Origin of the sequence: Aeromonas sp. A600620 (assembly GCF_029479985.1) — a bacterium.
GTDB classification, from domain to species: Bacteria; Pseudomonadota; Gammaproteobacteria; order Enterobacterales; family Aeromonadaceae; genus Aeromonas; species Aeromonas veronii_A.
On sequence record NZ_JAAKXB010000001.1, the window covers coordinates 306,915 to 323,572 of the forward strand.

Annotated in this window: 11 protein-coding genes and 1 pseudogene; 4 read left to right on the forward strand and 8 right to left on the reverse strand. The window is 59.7% G+C overall.

Annotated elements, in window-relative coordinates; genetic code table 11:
* Positions 1-56: 56 nt before the first annotated feature.
* Entirely contained in the window at positions 57-1,418 is a 1,362-nt protein-coding gene (hutW, locus tag G5533_RS01325; RefSeq protein WP_421221530.1) for a heme anaerobic degradation radical SAM methyltransferase ChuW/HutW, read from the forward strand.
* 98 nt (positions 1,419-1,516) lie between these two features.
* On the opposite strand, the gene G5533_RS01330 is transcribed toward hutW, so the two are convergent.
* Positions 1,517-2,917 carry a DEAD/DEAH box helicase gene (locus G5533_RS01330; RefSeq protein WP_266133891.1) on the reverse strand — a complete coding sequence of 467 codons (1,401 nt, stop codon included), beginning with the start codon at positions 2,915-2,917 and terminating at the stop codon, positions 1,517-1,519.
* A gap of 161 nt (positions 2,918-3,078) precedes the next feature.
* Entirely contained in the window at positions 3,079-3,555 is a 477-nt protein-coding gene (locus G5533_RS01335) for a glutathione peroxidase (RefSeq protein WP_040066373.1), read from the reverse strand.
* Positions 3,556-3,893: 338 nt separating this feature from the next.
* Here G5533_RS01335 and G5533_RS01340 point away from each other — a divergent pair, with 338 nt between their 5' ends.
* Both G5533_RS01340 and G5533_RS01345 read left to right on the forward strand, forming a co-directional pair.
* On the forward strand, positions 3,894-4,502 hold the full coding sequence (locus G5533_RS01340; protein ID WP_265783640.1) for a 2OG-Fe(II) oxygenase: 609 nt from the start codon (positions 3,894-3,896) through the stop codon (positions 4,500-4,502).
* A 204-nt stretch (positions 4,503-4,706) separates the two neighbouring features.
* Entirely contained in the window at positions 4,707-5,696 is a 990-nt protein-coding gene (locus G5533_RS01345) for a D-alanine--D-alanine ligase (RefSeq protein ID WP_100653575.1), read from the forward strand.
* Positions 5,697-5,864: 168 nt separating this feature from the next.
* Here G5533_RS01345 and mngB read toward each other — a convergent pair whose 3' ends face one another.
* Together mngB and mngA are read right to left on the reverse strand one after the other, a co-directional pair.
* The gene (gene mngB / locus G5533_RS01350) at positions 5,865-8,519 is read right to left on the reverse strand and encodes a mannosylglycerate hydrolase (RefSeq protein WP_441254308.1); all 2,655 of its coding nucleotides are present in this window, start codon (positions 8,517-8,519) and stop codon (positions 5,865-5,867) included.
* A gap of 86 nt (positions 8,520-8,605) precedes the next feature.
* Positions 8,606-10,552 carry a PTS 2-O-a-mannosyl-D-glycerate transporter subunit IIABC gene (gene mngA, locus G5533_RS01355; protein ID WP_441254310.1) on the reverse strand — a complete coding sequence of 649 codons (1,947 nt, stop codon included), beginning with the start codon at positions 10,550-10,552 and terminating at the stop codon, positions 8,606-8,608.
* Between the two features lie 247 nt (positions 10,553-10,799).
* Here mngA and G5533_RS01360 point away from each other — a divergent pair, with 247 nt between their 5' ends.
* A complete protein-coding gene (locus G5533_RS01360) occupies positions 10,800-11,519 on the forward strand; it encodes a GntR family transcriptional regulator (protein WP_441254312.1) in 720 nt (239 codons plus the stop codon).
* Positions 11,520-11,649: 130 nt separating this feature from the next.
* Here G5533_RS01360 and xseA read toward each other — a convergent pair whose 3' ends face one another.
* The 4 genes and pseudogenes from xseA to G5533_RS01380 all read right to left on the reverse strand — a co-directional run bounded on the left by xseA (position 11,650) and on the right by G5533_RS01380 (position 16,636).
* On the reverse strand, positions 11,650-13,029 hold the full coding sequence (gene xseA, locus G5533_RS01365) for an exodeoxyribonuclease VII large subunit (RefSeq protein WP_441254314.1): 1,380 nt from the start codon (positions 13,027-13,029) through the stop codon (positions 11,650-11,652).
* 123 nt (positions 13,030-13,152) lie between these two features.
* Positions 13,153-13,574, reverse strand: a pseudogene (locus tag G5533_RS01370) (ExbD/TolR family protein).
* A 163-nt stretch (positions 13,575-13,737) separates the two neighbouring features.
* Complete coding sequence (locus G5533_RS01375) at positions 13,738-15,321, reverse strand: arylsulfatase (RefSeq protein WP_441254316.1); 1,584 nt, start codon at positions 15,319-15,321, stop codon at positions 13,738-13,740.
* A gap of 64 nt (positions 15,322-15,385) precedes the next feature.
* A complete protein-coding gene (locus G5533_RS01380; RefSeq protein ID WP_441254318.1) occupies positions 15,386-16,636 on the reverse strand; it encodes an anaerobic sulfatase maturase in 1,251 nt (416 codons plus the stop codon).
* Positions 16,637-16,658 lie beyond the last annotated feature (22 nt).

Sequence of the window (16,658 nt, forward strand, 5' to 3'; positions counted from 1 at the left end):
AAATGCAAGTAACGATAATCGTTATCATTGTCATTATTTTCTAAATAGTGACCACCATGAATCTGACCCCTTCCATGACCGGTATCTCCTCGCCGGATCCCCTCAAGTTTGCCTTTAGCGCCAAGACCTCGGCCCACGCCAGTCGGGGAGGGATGCGCCCCTTCCCGCTGGATGAGGCTGGCTGGCAGAGCTGGTGGCAGCGAGAGAGTGAAGCTGAGGAGCGCGCCCTCTACATCCATATTCCGTTTTGCCGCAAGCGCTGCAGCTTCTGCAATTTCTTTGAAAATGGCGCCAACCCGGCGCGGATCAACCGCTATGTCAACGCTCTGTGCGCCTCCCTTGCGCAGGCGGCTGACACCCCGCTGGCGCAGAGCCTGCCATTTTCAGCCGTCTATGTGGGGGGCGGTACGCCGACCGACATGAGCGCCGACGAGCTGGCCATGCTGGCCGCCGTGATCCGCCGTTTTCCGTTGTCGGCCGATGCCGAGGTGACGCTGGAGGGGCGGCTCAACGGCTTTGATGATGAGAAATGGCAGGTGGCGCTGGCCGGGGGCTTCAACCGCTTCTCATTCGGGGTGCAGAGCTTTGATACCCGGGTGCGTCAGCAGGCGGCCCGTTTCGATGACAGGGAGACGCTGCTGACCCGTCTGGGTGAGCTGACCCGGGATGATGCGGCTGTGATCGTGGCGGATCTCATCTTTGGTCTGCCCGGTCAGGATGATGCCGTGTGGCAGCAGGATATCCGCGATGTGATGGCGAGCGGTGTACACGGGGTCGATCTCTATCAGCTCATCGCCATGCAGGGCACCAATCTGGAGCGGGCGCAGGAGAAGGGCACCCTGGATTGGCTCGCCGATGGCCAGCAGCGGGCGGCCATGTATGCCTATGGCGGGGCGCAACTGGAAGCCCACGGCTGGGAGCGTCTCTCTTGCAGTCACTGGCGGCGCAGTCCGGCCGAGCAGAGTCGTTATAACCAGATGGCCAAGCGCGGTGCGGAGATCCTCCCCTTTGGCGCCGGTGCGGGGGGCAGCATTCTTGGCCACGGCTTGATGTATGGACGGGATCTGGCCCCCTGGCACGACGCGCTGGCCAGTGGCAAGCGGGCGCCCGGGATGGTGATGGGGCGCAATCCCAATGCAAGGATGGACGGTCTGCTGCGCGGTGCCCTCGACAGTGGCGTGCTGGCGCTGGATCGTCTGCCGGTCTCCTTGCGTGCTCATCTGATGCCGCTCTTCTCGGCCTGGCAGCAGCATGGCTTGGCCGAGATAAGCCATGAGCGACTGCAACTCACCCTTGCCGGACGCTTCTGGAACGTCAATATGCAGGCTGGCTTGTTCGAGTTCCTGCAGCTCAATCCGCTCGATGGTTCAGCGCCGCCCAGCCATGGTACCGCCGCGGTGCGCCATTCGCTGGTCTGAGCCCGAGTGGAGCATTTGCACGGCTCCGTGTGATCCACAACGAAAGAGGGAGCCTTGCAGGCTCCCTCTTTTGGCTTGGCAGTTAGCGTCGCGCGAGCTTACTCGTCGCTGCTCTCCTGATAGCTGTCGCGCATTGCTTTGGGCAAGCGGCGCATTGGCGCAAAGCCGATATCCTCGCCCACCACTTCCCGCTTGCGGGACTTGTTTTGAGGAGACTGGGCGGGCTTCTTGGAGGCATCATCCTTGGCTTTGCCCTTGCCTGCGGCAGGTTTGCCTTTGGCATTGCTCTTGGCGTTGGCATGGCCGCGAGCCCGGGGCGGGTTCTGCACCGGCTTGCTGCCCGGCAGAGTCTGGCGACTCGGCTTGCCGCTTGGCTCATACCCTTCCAGGATCTCCACGGTCAGGGATTGGCCGATCAAGGCTTCGATAGCCTTGAGCTGACCCAGCTCGTCCTGGCTGACCAGCGAGATTGCCTCGCCGCCACGACCGGCGCGGCCGGTACGGCCGATACGGTGGATGTAATCCTCCGCCATCTGGGGCAGTTCGAAGTTGATCACGTAGGGCAGTTGATCGATATCCAGACCGCGGGCGGCGATATCGGTTGCCACCAATACCCGAACGTCGCCACTGCGAAAATCGGCCAGCGCCCGGTTGCGTGCTCCCTGGCTCTTGTCACCGTGGATCGCCACGGTATTGAGGCCATCTTTTTGCATCTGCTGGGCGAGGCGGTCGGCGATCTGCTTGGTGCGAACAAAGACCAGCACCCGCTGCCAGTTGCCACGGCCAATCATGTGGGAGAGCAGCTCGCGGCGGCGTTCCCGATCCACCTGAATGATGCGTTGGGTCACCTGCTCCGCGGCAGTATTGCTGGGGTCCACCTCGATCAGGGTGGGGTCGTTCAGCAGGTCATCGGCCAGCGCCTTGATGTCGTTTGAGAAGGTGGCAGAGAAGAGCAGGGTTTGCCGCTCTGCAGGCAGCGCCTTCATGATGCGGCGGATGTCGACGATAAAGCCCATGTCGAGCATGCGATCCGCTTCATCCAGTACCAACACTTCCAGTTGGCTCAGGGTCAGGGCGCCCTGGGTCAGCAGATCCAGCAGACGGCCCGGGGTGGCGACCAAAATGTCCACCCCCAGCTTGATGGCGTCCAGATTGGGCTTGATGCTGACACCGCCATAGGCGATCAGAGTCTTGAACGGCAGGTGGTGGGCATACTTTATGATGCTCTCGCCCACCTGTGCCGCCAGTTCGCGGGTCGGGGTGAGCACCAGGGCGCGCACCTGACGTCGGCCGCGGCCATGGTTGGCCAGCAGACGCTGCAACATCGGCAGGGTGAAACCGGCCGTTTTGCCTGTGCCTGTCTGTGCACCGCCGAGCACATCCTGACCAGCCAGAATAGCCGGAATGGCTTGCTGCTGGATGGGGGTTGGCTGTTCGTAACCCAGCTCCTTGACGGCCCGCAGGATGTGCGGGGACAGACCCAGTTCGTTGAATGACATGTTCGAGAGAAACTCCTGAGATGAGCCTTTGGCTCAACGGGTGGCCAGCGCGTTGGAGCCAGCCACGATATGGAAATGATAACGGGGGCGTAATATAGCAAAAGAGCGGCCGCTGCGCAGTAGCTGTTGTACCGGCCGCTCTTTTGTATCGCGAAAAGCAATCAGAGCAGGTCGCGGATGGGGGTGACCAGACTCTCCGGCTTGGTGGTGGGAGCAAAGCGGTCAACCACCTTGCCATCACGGTCGATCAGGAACTTGGTGAAGTTCCACTTGACGTTTTCGAGCCCCAGCAGCCCCGGTTTCTCTTTCTTGAGCCATTGATAGAGGGGGTGGGCCTGTTCACCGTTGACATCGCACTTGGCCATGATGGGGAAGCTGACCGGATAATCGAGAGAGCAGAAGCGAGCGATCTCGTCCGCATCCCCCGGCTCCTGATTGCCAAACTGGTTGCAGGGGAAGCCCAGGATCACCAACCCCTCTGGCCCCAGCTCGCGATAGAGGGCTTCCAGCCCCTCGTATTGAGGAGTAAAGCCACATCGGCTAGCCACATTGACCACCAGTACCACCTTGCCCGCCAGTTGAGTCAGCGGGTAGGGGCTTCCATCCAGTTGTTGCAAAATAAGGTCGGGCAGAGGCATAAGCAGATCCTTCTCGTGGTTATCCGTGGGGTGTCAGGTCGGTTGTGGCGATGAGCGCCGGCCTAACGACATGATGGTGATGTGGCTACGGTATCGGTTGGCTCTTTTAACGGCAAGGTGAGAGCAAGGATCCGTCCCCTTGATTGCAAGGGCCATCACAGTTTCGACGGCCAATACGCTCCTTGGCAGAGCGGGATCACAACTGTCGACAAAAACGCGGGGCGGCGGGCAGCAACTCGCGTATTGATGTTGGGACTTCTCAAGAGAAGCAAACCGGTTTGTGACTTTGCCGGTAAGTCGCTACAAAGCGCCCTCTTTCTACTCATTGTGAGCCAATCTTGGACTATCAAGCTGCCATGGATGCCATTTACACCCGGGGATGGGTGATAGTGGATGATTTTTTGACCGCCACCGAGGTGGATGCCCTCAAAGCCTGTTTGCCAAGCGAATGGCAACCGGCCGGGATCGGCCGTGACGCCCTGCACCAGGGCAATCCCGACATTCGCCGTGACCAGATCCACTGGCTGGAGCCCTCCCTCGGTGCGCCGGTGGCTGACTACCTCGCCCGGATGGAGTCCCTGCGTCTTGCCGCCAACCGGATGCTGATGCTGGGATTGTTCGACTACGAGGCCCACTTCGCCCGCTATCGCAGCGGGGATTTTTACGCCACCCATCGGGATGCCTTTGCCGGTCGCTCCAACCGCCGTCTTACCACCGTGTTTTACCTCAACAACGACTGGCTGCCCGAAGCGGGTGGAGTGCTGCGCATGTATGACGACAAGGAGCAGTTTCTGATGGATGTCAGCCCCAAGGGGGGGCGGCTGGTCATGTTTCTCTCCGAGGAGTTTCCCCACGAGGTACTGCCTGCCAATCAGGAGCGCTACAGTATTGCCGGCTGGTTTCGGGTCAATGGCAACGGCATGGGAAGGGTCGATCCCCCGCGCTGAGGGGCAATGTGTCCCGATTTTGACACAGGGGAGGCTTTTCACTGCAAGAAGTGGGGTCATGGGTCTCCCATCAGCTGACAAGGGTTGATCTCCCTTGCTACACTGGCGCGCACTTATGTTCGTATCTGGCTTCGTCCGGTTTTTATGGTGGTTGGCTTATCAAATGGTCATGACGAGGCCGCTTTTCCCAAGGGATCACATCTAATGAAGAACATGCATGTCTTGCTGCTGTGCGGCGGCGGTGGCTCCGAGCACGAGGTTTCTCTGCGCAGCGCCAATTTCCTCGAGCAACAACTGGGCCTTCTGCCCGGTGTCGAAGTGACCCGCGTCGAGATGTTCGCCGATCGCTGGCTCAGTGCCGATGGCCGCGAGTGCAAGCTGGGGCTCGACAAGCTGCTTTCGTTTGACAGCGTGGCCCGTCCGGTGGATTACGTGGTGCCCTGCATCCACGGCTACCCGGGTGAGACCGGCGATCTGCAATCCTTCCTCGAACTGGCCGGATTGCCTTATCTCGGTTGCGATGCCGAGGCGAGCAAGATCTGCTTCAACAAGATCAGCACCAAGCTGTGGCTCTCCGCCATCGGCATTCCCAACACCCCGTACCTGTTCCTGACCGAGCAAAATGAGGCGGCGCTGGCCGAGGCCAAAGCTGCGCTGACCAAGTGGGGAAAGGTCTTTATCAAGGCGGCCTCCCAGGGTTCTTCCGTTGGCTGCTACTCCGCCAGCAACGAAGCGGATCTGGTAAAAGGCATTGCCGATGCCTTCGGTTACTCCGAACAGGTTCTGATCGAGAAAGCAGTCAAGCCGCGTGAGCTGGAAGTGGCGGTTTACCAGTATGGTGACGAGCTGGTGGCGACTTATCCGGGCGAGATCTGCGTGCCGCAGGACAAGTTCTACACCTATGAAGAGAAGTACAGCAGCGCCAGCCATACCGAGACGGCACTGCGTGCCGAGGGGCTGACCCAGGCGCAGGCCGATGCGATCCACGAGTATGCCCTCAAGGCGTTCCGTCAGCTGAAACTGACCCATCTCTCGCGCATCGACTTCTTCCTGACCGAGGAGGGGGAGATCCTGCTGAATGAAATCAACACCTTCCCGGGCATGACCTCCATCTCCATGTTCCCGAAACTGCTGGAGCATCACGGTCACCGTTTCTCTGACTACCTTGAGCAGATCCTGCGCAAGGCCAGCTAAGCGCGCTCTCCCGCTCGCGGGATGAAGCAGAACCCAATAAAAATCCCCGCCAATTGGCGGGGATTTTTTTATGTCTTTATCAAGCTGGATAGACCTGTCTGAGGGATAAACCGGCGGGGAGGGGATGACTCTTCCCCGCCTGTTGCTAGCTGTGGGTGTTACCGGCGGTTAGCCGCGAGCCACCCGAAAGCGCACGCTGCGGGAGTGGCAGGGCGCCAGTTCGCCAAACTCGCCAGCAGCCAGCTCAAGGGGCAGGGGCTGCTCATCCATCCGCACCGCTTGCCACTCGCTCAGGGCGTGTTCGCTGGTCACCTTGCCCCCTTCCAGTGCCGCTTGCTCGCTCGGGTTGTAGACCCGGACCACCAGCGCCTCTTCATCCTCGGCTTTTTTCAGGGCGCTCAGCACCGGACCGGAGGGATCCATGGAGAGCAGACTGAAGTGCAGCGGGGTGGTGAAGCTCGCCTTGTTGAGCTTCATGGCATCGAACGGGATCTTGTTGTAGCAGCGAACCGGGGTGAGGTAGCGGTGCGCCGCCTGCATCACGTTGGCGCTGATGTGATCGCCGGCAAACGCCAGTAGGCTGAAACGGCAGCTGAGTTTGCCACGCACCTGGGAGTCCGGGGTGGGCAGCTTGATGCCGGAGGGGCGACCCGGGCGCAGCAGCAGCTCCTCTTTACCGAGTACGCCGACCCCGCGCAGCAGGGTGAGTGCCAGGGTGTCGCACTGCTCACCGATCACTTCAAACTCGCGCAGACCGTCGCTCAGCACCGCCAGTCCCTGCTTGCCATCTTGCAGGGCGACGAAGTTCATCAGCTGCCAGACCGGAATGGGGGCCTCTTTCCACCCTTCTGCCTCCCAGTTCGCCATGGCGCTGTCGCGGGTAGGGCGGGTGATGCAGCCAAACTGGTTGTCAGAGACCACCGTGTCGCTCGGGAAGGGGGTGGGGATCAGCACTCGCACCCGGTGGTCATCAGCCTGATTGTCGAGCTCCAGCTCGATATCGATACGCGGGCACTGATGCGCCAGGGTGATGCGGCAGATGACATCAAGGTGGCCGCTGCACTGGCGGTTGGCGCGCTCGGCGAGGTTGGCAGGCAATGCCATACGCAGTTTGAGTGTAGCGATGCTCTGCCACGCCTGATGGGTGACCTCGCGGGTCACCGCAAACTCGGTGGAGTAGCGCAGCCACTCGTCCCGCGATGGCGAGTAGTCATACTCGTCGCCATCATCTGAACCCTCTTCCAGCGTGAGCACCTGATCAAAGGTGGTGCCGCGCAGCTTGTCCAGGATCTGCAAAGTGCCGTTGTCATTGAGGGCGATGCGGTAAAAATCGTTCTCCAGCAGCTCGCCGCTGGCCGTCACCGGCTGCTCCAGTCCCGGCTGGTTGCCCTCGATATGGAGAGTGCAATAGCCCATGGCGGGCAGGGGATGACAGAGCTGGATGTCGTACTCCATAAAGGGGTCGTAGTTGCCGTAGTGCACGATCTGTCTGTCCACCAGACCCGGGTCAATCTCCCGCTTGGCGCGGATGAAATAGGGGACCGGCTGGCCCGCTTCATCGCGCAGGGCAAAGGATTGGGCGCGAATGCGGATGCTGGTGTTAATCACCTCCTGACGGGGGAAGGGCATCAGGTTGAACAGGCAGAGCTTGTCGGCCACCTGTACGCCGTCTTCACACAGCGCCACCGGCATGTTGTCGACAATCTTGCGCATGTAGAAGCGGATCAGGTTCTCGGCCATGTCGTCGGCCAGAATGAAGCGGGTCATCACCTCCTGATGCACCTTGTCGCTGCAGCAGCAGCCGATGCTATCGTGGGCGTGGTTCTTCATGATCTCCTTCCACATCTTCTCAAGCAGCCCGTGGTGGTACTCGAAGCCGAGCGCCCAGGCGATGCTCGCCAGCGGCTCGAGGATGTTGACGATCTTGTTCTCGATGGCGGCGTGGGCCAGCTTGATGTCCATCCGGGTGGAGGAGATGGTGCGGTGTACCCGCATGTATTTGCCGTCGTTGAACTCCCCCTTGAGGGTGGCCAGTTGGTCGCGGCACGCCTCGATGCGCTCGAAGACCTGCTCGAAGCGGCTCATGTGGAATTCACGCTGGGGGTAGATCTCCCGCAGCTTGTCGATGATGGCGAAGATGTTCTGTTGCAGCGGCATCTGGTCGTGGCCATTGGGCAGCAGGATATCCTTGGTCACCGACGCCTTCTCCAGCACCTCGAAGTAGGATTCGAGCCGCTTGCGCAGGCCCGCTTCATCTTCCGGCAGGTACTTGCCGATAGCGTAGCCAAGCGGCAGCACCTGGGCGGTTACCTCGCTGCCATCGTTGCTCTGCCAGAGGAACTCGGTCTTGTCAGTGCCGTGACGCTCGGAGCAGCCGCGCCAGAACATGGCCCGATCGATCCCGAAGCCGTTGAAGATGTGGGGCAGCTGGGAGGACATGCCGAACGAGTCGGGCAGGTAACCGATCTTCATCGGCTCGCCAAGGCTAAGGCAGTCGCGCATCCCGTAGAGCAGGTTGCGCAGGATGGACTCGCCGCTCACCTGCATGGTGTCGGTCTGGGTGTACCAGGGGCCGATGATGAGCTTGCCCGCTTCCACCAGCGCCTTCACCCGAGCCTTGTTCTCGGGCTGGATGGCGAAGTAATCCTCCAGCACCGCAGTCTGGCCGTCGAGCACATAGAACTTGTAGTCAGGGTCGGATTCAAGACGCGCCAGGATCTCCGCCATATTGTTGACCAGCAGGATGCGGGACTCCTCGGTGGTGAAATACCACTCCCGATCCCAGTGCATGTGCGGCGTGATGTGAACTCGTGAAACTGTCATGACAATGATCCTTTGCTGACGCACGGCGGCCCTTGCCTGCCGTGCGGAAAAATAGTCTGTTGAAAAAGCGGTTGTGAAGATGAGCCTTACTCTGCGGCGACCACCTGATAGGTGCCGCGCTGCATGGCGTGACGGCGCCAGCCGATCAGCACCACAGTGGAGATAAGGGTGCCCACCAGCGCCGCCCCGAGCCAGACGGCGGCAGCCATCAAGGCGCCGTGGCCGCCATCGTGGAGCAGGAACAGGGAGAAGATGCCGGCCCCCGGGGTGGAGAGACCAATTCCCATGGCACCCACCATGGCGCCGGTGACCACCGATCCTGCGAGGAAGGAGCCGATCACCCGGATCGGATCTTCGATGGCCATCGGAATGGCGCCCTCGGTGATCCCTGCCAGCCCCAGCAGCCAGGTGGACTTGCCGGTCTCGATCTCGAAGGTCTGGAACAGGCGCGGCGCCAGCAGGGTGGAGAAGGTGACGGTAAAGGCCGAGACCATCTTGACCGCGCCGAAGATGGCGTAGGGGCCGTAGACGCCGTTGGCCATGGCGCCGAGGCAGAAGGCGTAGGCCGCCTTGTTGACCGGGCCACCCAGGTCAAACGAGCACATAAAGCCGAGCAGGGCGCCCAGTACCAGCGCATTGGTGCCGGAGAGACCGTTGAGCCACTCGGTGAGGCTGTTGTTGAGCCAGGCTACCGGCTGGCCGATGACAAACAGCATCAGGCTGCCCGCCACCAGAGTGCCTATCACCGGATAGAGGTAAAAGGTGAGAAAGCCGTTGAAGTTGGGGCTAAGGCGCACATGCTGCTTGACCCAGCGCATCAGGTAACCGGCGATAAGACCACCGACCACGCCGCCGAGGAAACCTGAGCCAATCATGTTGGCGGCCAGTCCCGCCGCAAAGCCCGGGCCCAGCGCCGGTTTGTCTGCCAGCGAATAGGCGGTATAGGCCGCCAGCACCGGCACCATCAGGGTGCCCAGCATGCCACCGCCGAGTTTTCGGTACATCCAGAGCCAGGAGTTCTCGGTATCAAACAGATGTTGCAGGCCGAAGATCTGGGCCAGCAGCACAGAGACGGCGAGCACGGTACCGCCCGCCACGATGAGCGGTACGGCAAAGGATATGCCGCTCAGCAGCGCCTGTTTAAGCTCGGTCTTGAGGCTCACCTTTTTGCCGGTCTGCGCGTCGCTCTGGCTGGGGCTGGTTTTCGGGGCGGTGCGACCGGCCTTGGCCGCTTCCAGCGCCTCATTCATGATCCGCTCGGCATGGCGGATGGGCTCGGCCACCGGTGTCTCGATCCGGGGGATACCGGCGAAACGCTCCTGCTCCTTGATGGCCACCTCGGCGGCGAAGATGCAGGCCACTGCGGCATCGAGCGCCTCTTGTGGCAGGCGATCCTCGATGCCATTAGCACCCTGCTTCTCGACCAGTACCCGAATACCCAGCTTGCGGCCCGCCTTTTCCAGATACTCGGCAGCCATATAGGTGTGGGCGATCCCCGCCGGGCAGGCGGTGACACAGACCACAGTGGGTTTATTTGTATCTAACTTGTCTTCTTTTTCTGGTTGCTTGCCACTATCCCCTTCACCATCAAGCAGTGCCATCAGTTGCTCGACACTTTGAGCCGCCAGCACGGCCTCGCGGGTATCGTCATCCACCAGAGCGGTGGTGAGGGTGGTGAGCAGCTGCATATGGGTGGAGCCCGCCTGATCGGTCGGGATCGCCAGCATGAAGATCAGGTTGACCGGCTCGGGGCCGTCGATCCCCTCCCAGCCCAGCTCCTCGCTCAGGGTAGCGACGGCAAAGGCCGCTTCGCGCACCGCATCGCACTTGCCGTGAGGTACCGCAAGCCCTTCGCCAAGGGCGGTGGGGCCCTGTGCCTCGCGGGCCATGACCGCAGCCAAAAAGGCGGCCTTGTCGTGCAGCTTGCCGGCCTGATCGAGCCGATCAGCCAGGGCATGAATGGCCGCATCCCGATCGGCAAACCGGGTTTGCAACGTGATGAGATGGGGGCCGGTAAGACTGGTCAGATTCATGATGATCCTCTGTCAGGTTGGCTTGCCAGCAAGCCGTCATGGTGAAAGTGACAGCGATGCTAACAAACCGGCCGACTGATTTTTGTGAGTGGTATCATACAATTCGTTATTTGTATTGTTTTTGTATTGTTTGGTCAAGGTGATTTGTTAGGTCAAATGGGGCCGAGCCGTTTTGTCTGCCGGGTAACTGGGGTAGAATGACGCCTCTTCCATTTATCATGGCGCAGAGCCGACGAGGTGGCCTTTCGTGTCGAAAAAACCCATGTATCGCCAGATAGCCGACACCATCCAGCAGTGGATTGCGCAAGGGGAGCTGGTCCCTGGCGATGCCCTGCCCACCGAAGCCGAGCTGCGCGAGCAGTTCGGAGTGAGCCGGGTGACGGTGCGTCAGGCGCTCAAGCAGCTGACCGAACTCAACGTCATCGAGAGCATTCAGGGCAGCGGCAGCTACGTGCGGCAGGAGAAGGTGAACTACGACATCTATCAGCTCACCAGCCTCTATGAGAAGGTGACCGATCCGGCGGTCGAGACCCACAGCGACATTCTCGCCTTCGAGGTGATCAAGGCGAGCAGAGAGTTGGCCGAGCGGCTCAATCTGGTGGAAGGGGCGCTGGTCTACTACGTCAAGCGGGTGCGTTTTATTCGCCAGATCGCGGTGACGCTGGAGGAGACCTGGATGCCGCTCGCTCTCTTCCCCGACCTCAGCTATGCGGTGATGCAGGGCTCCAAGTACCACTACATCGAAGAGGTGAAGCAGCTGGTGATCGACCGCAGCGAGCAGGAGATCATTCCGGTGCTCCCCTCGGCGCAGGTGGTGGAGGCGCTCGGTATCGATCCCGCCAAGCCCATTATCGAGAAGGTCTCCCGCGGCTTCTTGCAAGATGGCACTGTGTTCGAGTTCAGTCGCAACTTCTTCAAGAGCGATGATTACAAGTTCACTCTGGTCGCCCGCCGCGCCAAGGGGTGAGCGGGCGGCAGCACCCGAGATAAAAAAGGCCACCACCCTGTTTGCGGTGGTGGCCTTTTTTTGTTTGGCCGATTAACGGGCCAGCAGCTGGGCTGGATAGTTCGTTGGCTGGTCGTTTGACTCAGCCGATCTACTGCGCAGAGTCCTTGACGATCCCCTCGACCCGCACCTGCAGGCTCCCTTGTGCCAGGGTGGTGACGAGCTGGTCGCCGCTGCTGACCTGATCGGCGCGGCTGATGACTTCACCGCGTGGAGTACGGGTGATGGAGTAGCCGCGCCCCAGAGTAGCGAGCGGGCTCACCCCGTCGAGGCGGGCGGTGAGCATCGCGAGGCGGTGACTGGCAAGGTCTTGCCGCTTGGCAATCAGGGCATAGAGTCGCTCCTCGGCCAGCTGATGGCGGCGCTTGCCAGCTGCCAAGAGGCGCTCCGGATTCTTGCCCTGCAGGCGCAGCTCAAGGTTGGTTAGGCGCCGCTCACCCTGATGCAGCTGTTGGCGCAATAGCTGCTGCAGACGGGCAGAAAGTTCGTCTAGGCGCTGGGACTGCTGTTCCAGCCGCCGCTTCGGATCCTGATGGTCGAGCCGCTTTTGCAGCAGGATGAAATCGTGGCGGGCGGCGGTCTGCTGGCGGCTCATAGCCTGCAGCAGTCTTTGCTTGAGGTGAATGAGACGCTGGGCACGGGCGCTCTGATCCGGCGCCACCAGCTCGGCGGCGGCCGACGGGGTAGGGGCGCGCAAGTCGGCGGCAAAGTCGCTGATGGTGACATCCACCTCGTGGCCCACTGCGCTCACCACAGGTATGGCGGAGTGGGCAATGGCACGCGCCACCGCCTCTTCGTTGAAGCACCAGAGATCTTCAAGCGAGCCGCCACCACGGCCAACGATCAGCACATCCACCTCGGCGCGCTGGTTCGCTTTGGCGATCGCCGCGACGATCTGGCTGATGGCGGCGCTCCCCTGCACCTGGGTCGGGTAGATAAAGACCGGCAGATCCGGCGCGCGCCGTTTAAGCACGGTGAGCATATCGTGCAGGGCGGCGCCGGTGGCGGAGGTGATAAGGCCCACCGCCCGCGGTTCACGGGGCAGCGGCCGCTTGCGGCTCTCGTCAAACAGCCCCTCGGCACCGAGGCGGCGCTTGAGCTCTTCAAAACGCAGCGCCAGCACGCCATCGCCCGCCGGCTGCATCGATTCGATGATCAGCTGGTAGTCGCCGCGTGGCTCATAGAGGGAGACCCGCGCCTGCACCAGCACCTGCATGCCATCCTGCGGGCGGAAGGCCACCCGCCGGTTGTTGCCCTTGAACATGGCGCAGCGTACCTGCGCCGACATGTCCTTGAGGGAGAAGTACCAGTGGCCGGAGCTTGGCATCGCCAGATTGGAGAGTTCGCCGGTCAGCCACACCAGCCCCAGATCCTGCTCCAGGATCATGCGCACGGCGCTGTTGAGGCGGGTGACGGTAAAGACCTGCTGCTCGCGGCCGCTCGCCGCACTGGATGGGGTAAATCGGTTCAATGGCGTACCTGTAGTCTGCCCCGGCGGGGCCGGGATAAAACGATGGCCGCTATCTTACCCCAGCGCGGGGCAGGTGCCGAGCCTCTATCAGCCCGAGCACCCGATATCGCCTTTGCAGGGCTTTCATTCGTTCTGTGGCTGGCTGACAAACGCGATCTTGTGCAGGCCGTGGCGAGACGCAGCTGCCATGACGTTGGCGATGGTGCCATATTCGACCCGTCGGTCGATGCGCAGCTGGATCTCGGGCAACTCGCCGGGAGCTTTGCTGGCGCTCTCCATGTGGGCCAATAGCGCCGCTTCATCCACCTCCTGCTCGTTCCAGTAGGTCTTGCCGCGCTGTCGATGGAGAGGGTGATCGCCTCCGGTTTGGGCTGATTGAGCTGGCTGCTCGCCTTGGGCAGATCGAGTTTGACCGCGTTGGTGAGCAGGGGCGCGGTGATCATAAAGACGATAAGCAGCACCAGCATCACATCGATCATCGGGATCATGTTGATTTCGCTGAGGGGCTGCTCATCCTCATCGCCGGGCAGGGAACCGAATGCCATTATTGGCCTCCCGTTTTGGCTGAGCGCCGGGCAAGGCGGGTGACATTGTTGGCAGCCGGTTCAAAACCGGTCAGCAGCAGGGCAAACAGGTCGTGGGCAAAGGCATCCAGTTCAGCCATAAAAAGCGGCCCCAAAGGGCCGCATCAGATTTATGGTTGGGCCATCACTGTTGGCCCTTCTTGATTGTTTCGGAGACCAGATTGGACATATCGAAACTGGTGCCGCCTTGCACGGGGGGATATTTCACCAGCGTCTTGAGGTGGTCACTGACAATTTCATTGACGGGGGCCAGCAACCACGACATTTTTTGCAACAAATGTCCCTGTGCATCGCGGGAGTCGTAACTCTCGAAAGGGTCGGCCCGCAGGTTATATATTTTGGGAACGGTCAAGGGAACCACATTGGCATAATAATCCTCCTTGGTGGAGAAGTGGAATTTCCATTGGCCAAGTCGCACAGCAGTCAGCTTGTCTTCGTAATAATAAAGAATGGAATCGCGGTTGGATTTATTGGTTTTCCCTTCCCAATAATCGAGGTTGTTGATGCCATCGATATATTGTTTCTTCTCTTTCATCATCTTGTCTGCGACATTGGTTTCACCTGCCGCTGCTGCAAGGGTAGTAAAGAGGTCTTGATGACCCTGAATACCGTTCAAGACGGTACCAGCAGGAATATGCCCCGGCCAGCGAACCATCATGGGTACTCTCACCCCACCTTCATAGGTAGACATTTTTTCACCGCGGAAGGGGGTGGTACCGCCATAAGGCCAAGAGGAGTGTTCCGGGCCATTGTCCGTGCTGTAAACAACAATGGTGTCTTTATCCAGCCCCTTTTTCTTCAAATAATCGAGTACGAGGCCAATATCATGGTCATGCTGCAGCATGCCGCTGCCGTGATAGTCATATTCACTGGTGTACTCTTCCACGGCATAACGCCATTTCTCATTGAGGCGGGTATACAGATGCATGCGGCTGGTATTGAGCCAGACAAAGAAGGGTTTGTTCGCAGAACCAGCTTTGTCCATAAAGCCCAGAGCTTTCGGGATCACCTCGTCTTCGTCAAATGCCTTCATCCGTTCTTGTGTCAGCGGGCCTGTGTCGGTGCATTTCTGTTTGCCTACTTCGCCAAAACGTGGCTCGACCGTTTTATCTTCCTTCGTGGTGGCGTAGCAGTGCAGTACCCCTCTGGTACCAAATTTCTGGTCGTACTTCTCGACGGAGCCGGAATACTCCTTGGCAAATCGCTGGTAGTCCCGTTGCTCGGACTCTTCCTGGGTGTTGAGGTGGTAGAGGTTGCCAAAGAACTCGTCAAAGCCGTGAACTGTGGGCAGGGAGAAGTTGTGATCGCCAAGGTGGTTTTTGCCAAATTGGCCGGTGGCATAGCCCTGTGCCTTCAGCACTTCTGCTAATGAAGGGGAGGCGCTTTTCAGACCCAGCGAGCCCCCTGGCATGCTGACTGTCGTCATGCCGGAACGAATGGGGTATTGGCCGGTGATAAAGGCTGCCCGTCCTGCCGTCGAGCTGGGTTGGGCATAATGATCGGTAAACATGGCCCCTTGCTGGGCAATGCTGTCAATATTGGGCGTCCGGTAACCCATAGTGCCCATGCCGTAGGCACTCACGTTTTGCCAGCCGATATCATCGCCAAAAATGACTAGGATATTTGGTTTTTTTGCTTCTGCGGCATGCAGCGATGGCACGACGGACATTGCCGTGAGCATCGCGGTCGCGATAAGCGTTTTACGCATGATAACTCTCCTTTGTTGTATTGAAATAAACAACGACTCTGCCTTTTTTCAATTGGCCGAATTATCAGGTGAGATAACCCAGCGCTTTTAAAATACGAACAACATCTGGACCTATATGGTCAAAGAATCGATAAAGCCCCTGGCAAAGATAATTCAAGCCAGGTTCACCCGTTTTGGTATTAATGATTCGGTTCTTGGGACACTCTCCCCAACATAATTTCAGATAATTGCAGCTGCGGCACTGCGCAGGCAATGATGCCTTTTTATTCATGCCAAATTGCTGCTGTACGCTGGAAAATGCCATATCGCCGAGGTGGGTATGCAAGATATTGCCGATGCGATAGTTCTCATAAACGAAATGGTCGCAGGAAAAAACGTCACCGTTATGTTCAATGGCCAGCGCCTTGCCGCAAAATTCTGACTGGGTACAGGTCTGGGCTGGCATACCTGCTGATTGGGCTATCACGGTTTCAAACAGATTGACGTGGACAGTTCCAATGTCTTTTTGAAACCACTCATCCCAGACCTGGCAAAGGAAAGCACCGTAGTCGTCAGGATCGACCGACCAGGCGGTCACGATGGAGAGGGGATGGGCCGGGGTCGCCCGGGCGTCTCCCTGTTTTGGCTGGCTTTTGGCCGAGAGCAGAGAGGGGGCTTGAACCTTGAATGCCTGCGGCTCGACCGCCGGAGTAAATTGGACCCGAGTTGCCCCAACCTCATCGACCAGAAAGCGGTACACGGCAACCGGATGCAGGGCATTGAGCCGGTTGACGACACATAACGCGGCAAAGGGGATGTCGGCCTCACGCAGGCGTCGGGCTGCCACCATGACCTGATCGAAGGTCGACTTGCCGCTGCGGTTCTTGCGGTAGGCATCGTGCAGGGAACGTGGCCCGTCGATGGATAATCCGACATGAAAACCGTGGGTTTTGAGAAAGGCAATCCAGCCATCATCCAGTGCAATGCCGTTGGTCTGCAGGTCGTTGCCAATGTGTTGACCGGGTTTGGCATAACGAGCCTGAAGCTCAACGATGCGCTCAAAGAATGCCAGCCCCATCAGCGTGGGCTCACCTCCTTGCCATGAAAAGATCACCTCATCACCGGTCTGGGCTTCTATGTATTGGCGTATATGCTGCTCGAGCACACTGTCGTCCATCCGGGCGTGTCGTTCGTGGCCCAACAGTTCACTTTTATGTAGATAGAAGCAGTAATCGCAGTCGATATTGCAGCGTGCGCCGCCGGGTTTCACCATGGTGTGGAAGCGATAATGGCGTCCGGCCGGAAGAGGAGGTAACTGCAAACTGGGTTGGTTCATGAAATCCTCTGCTAAACAGTGT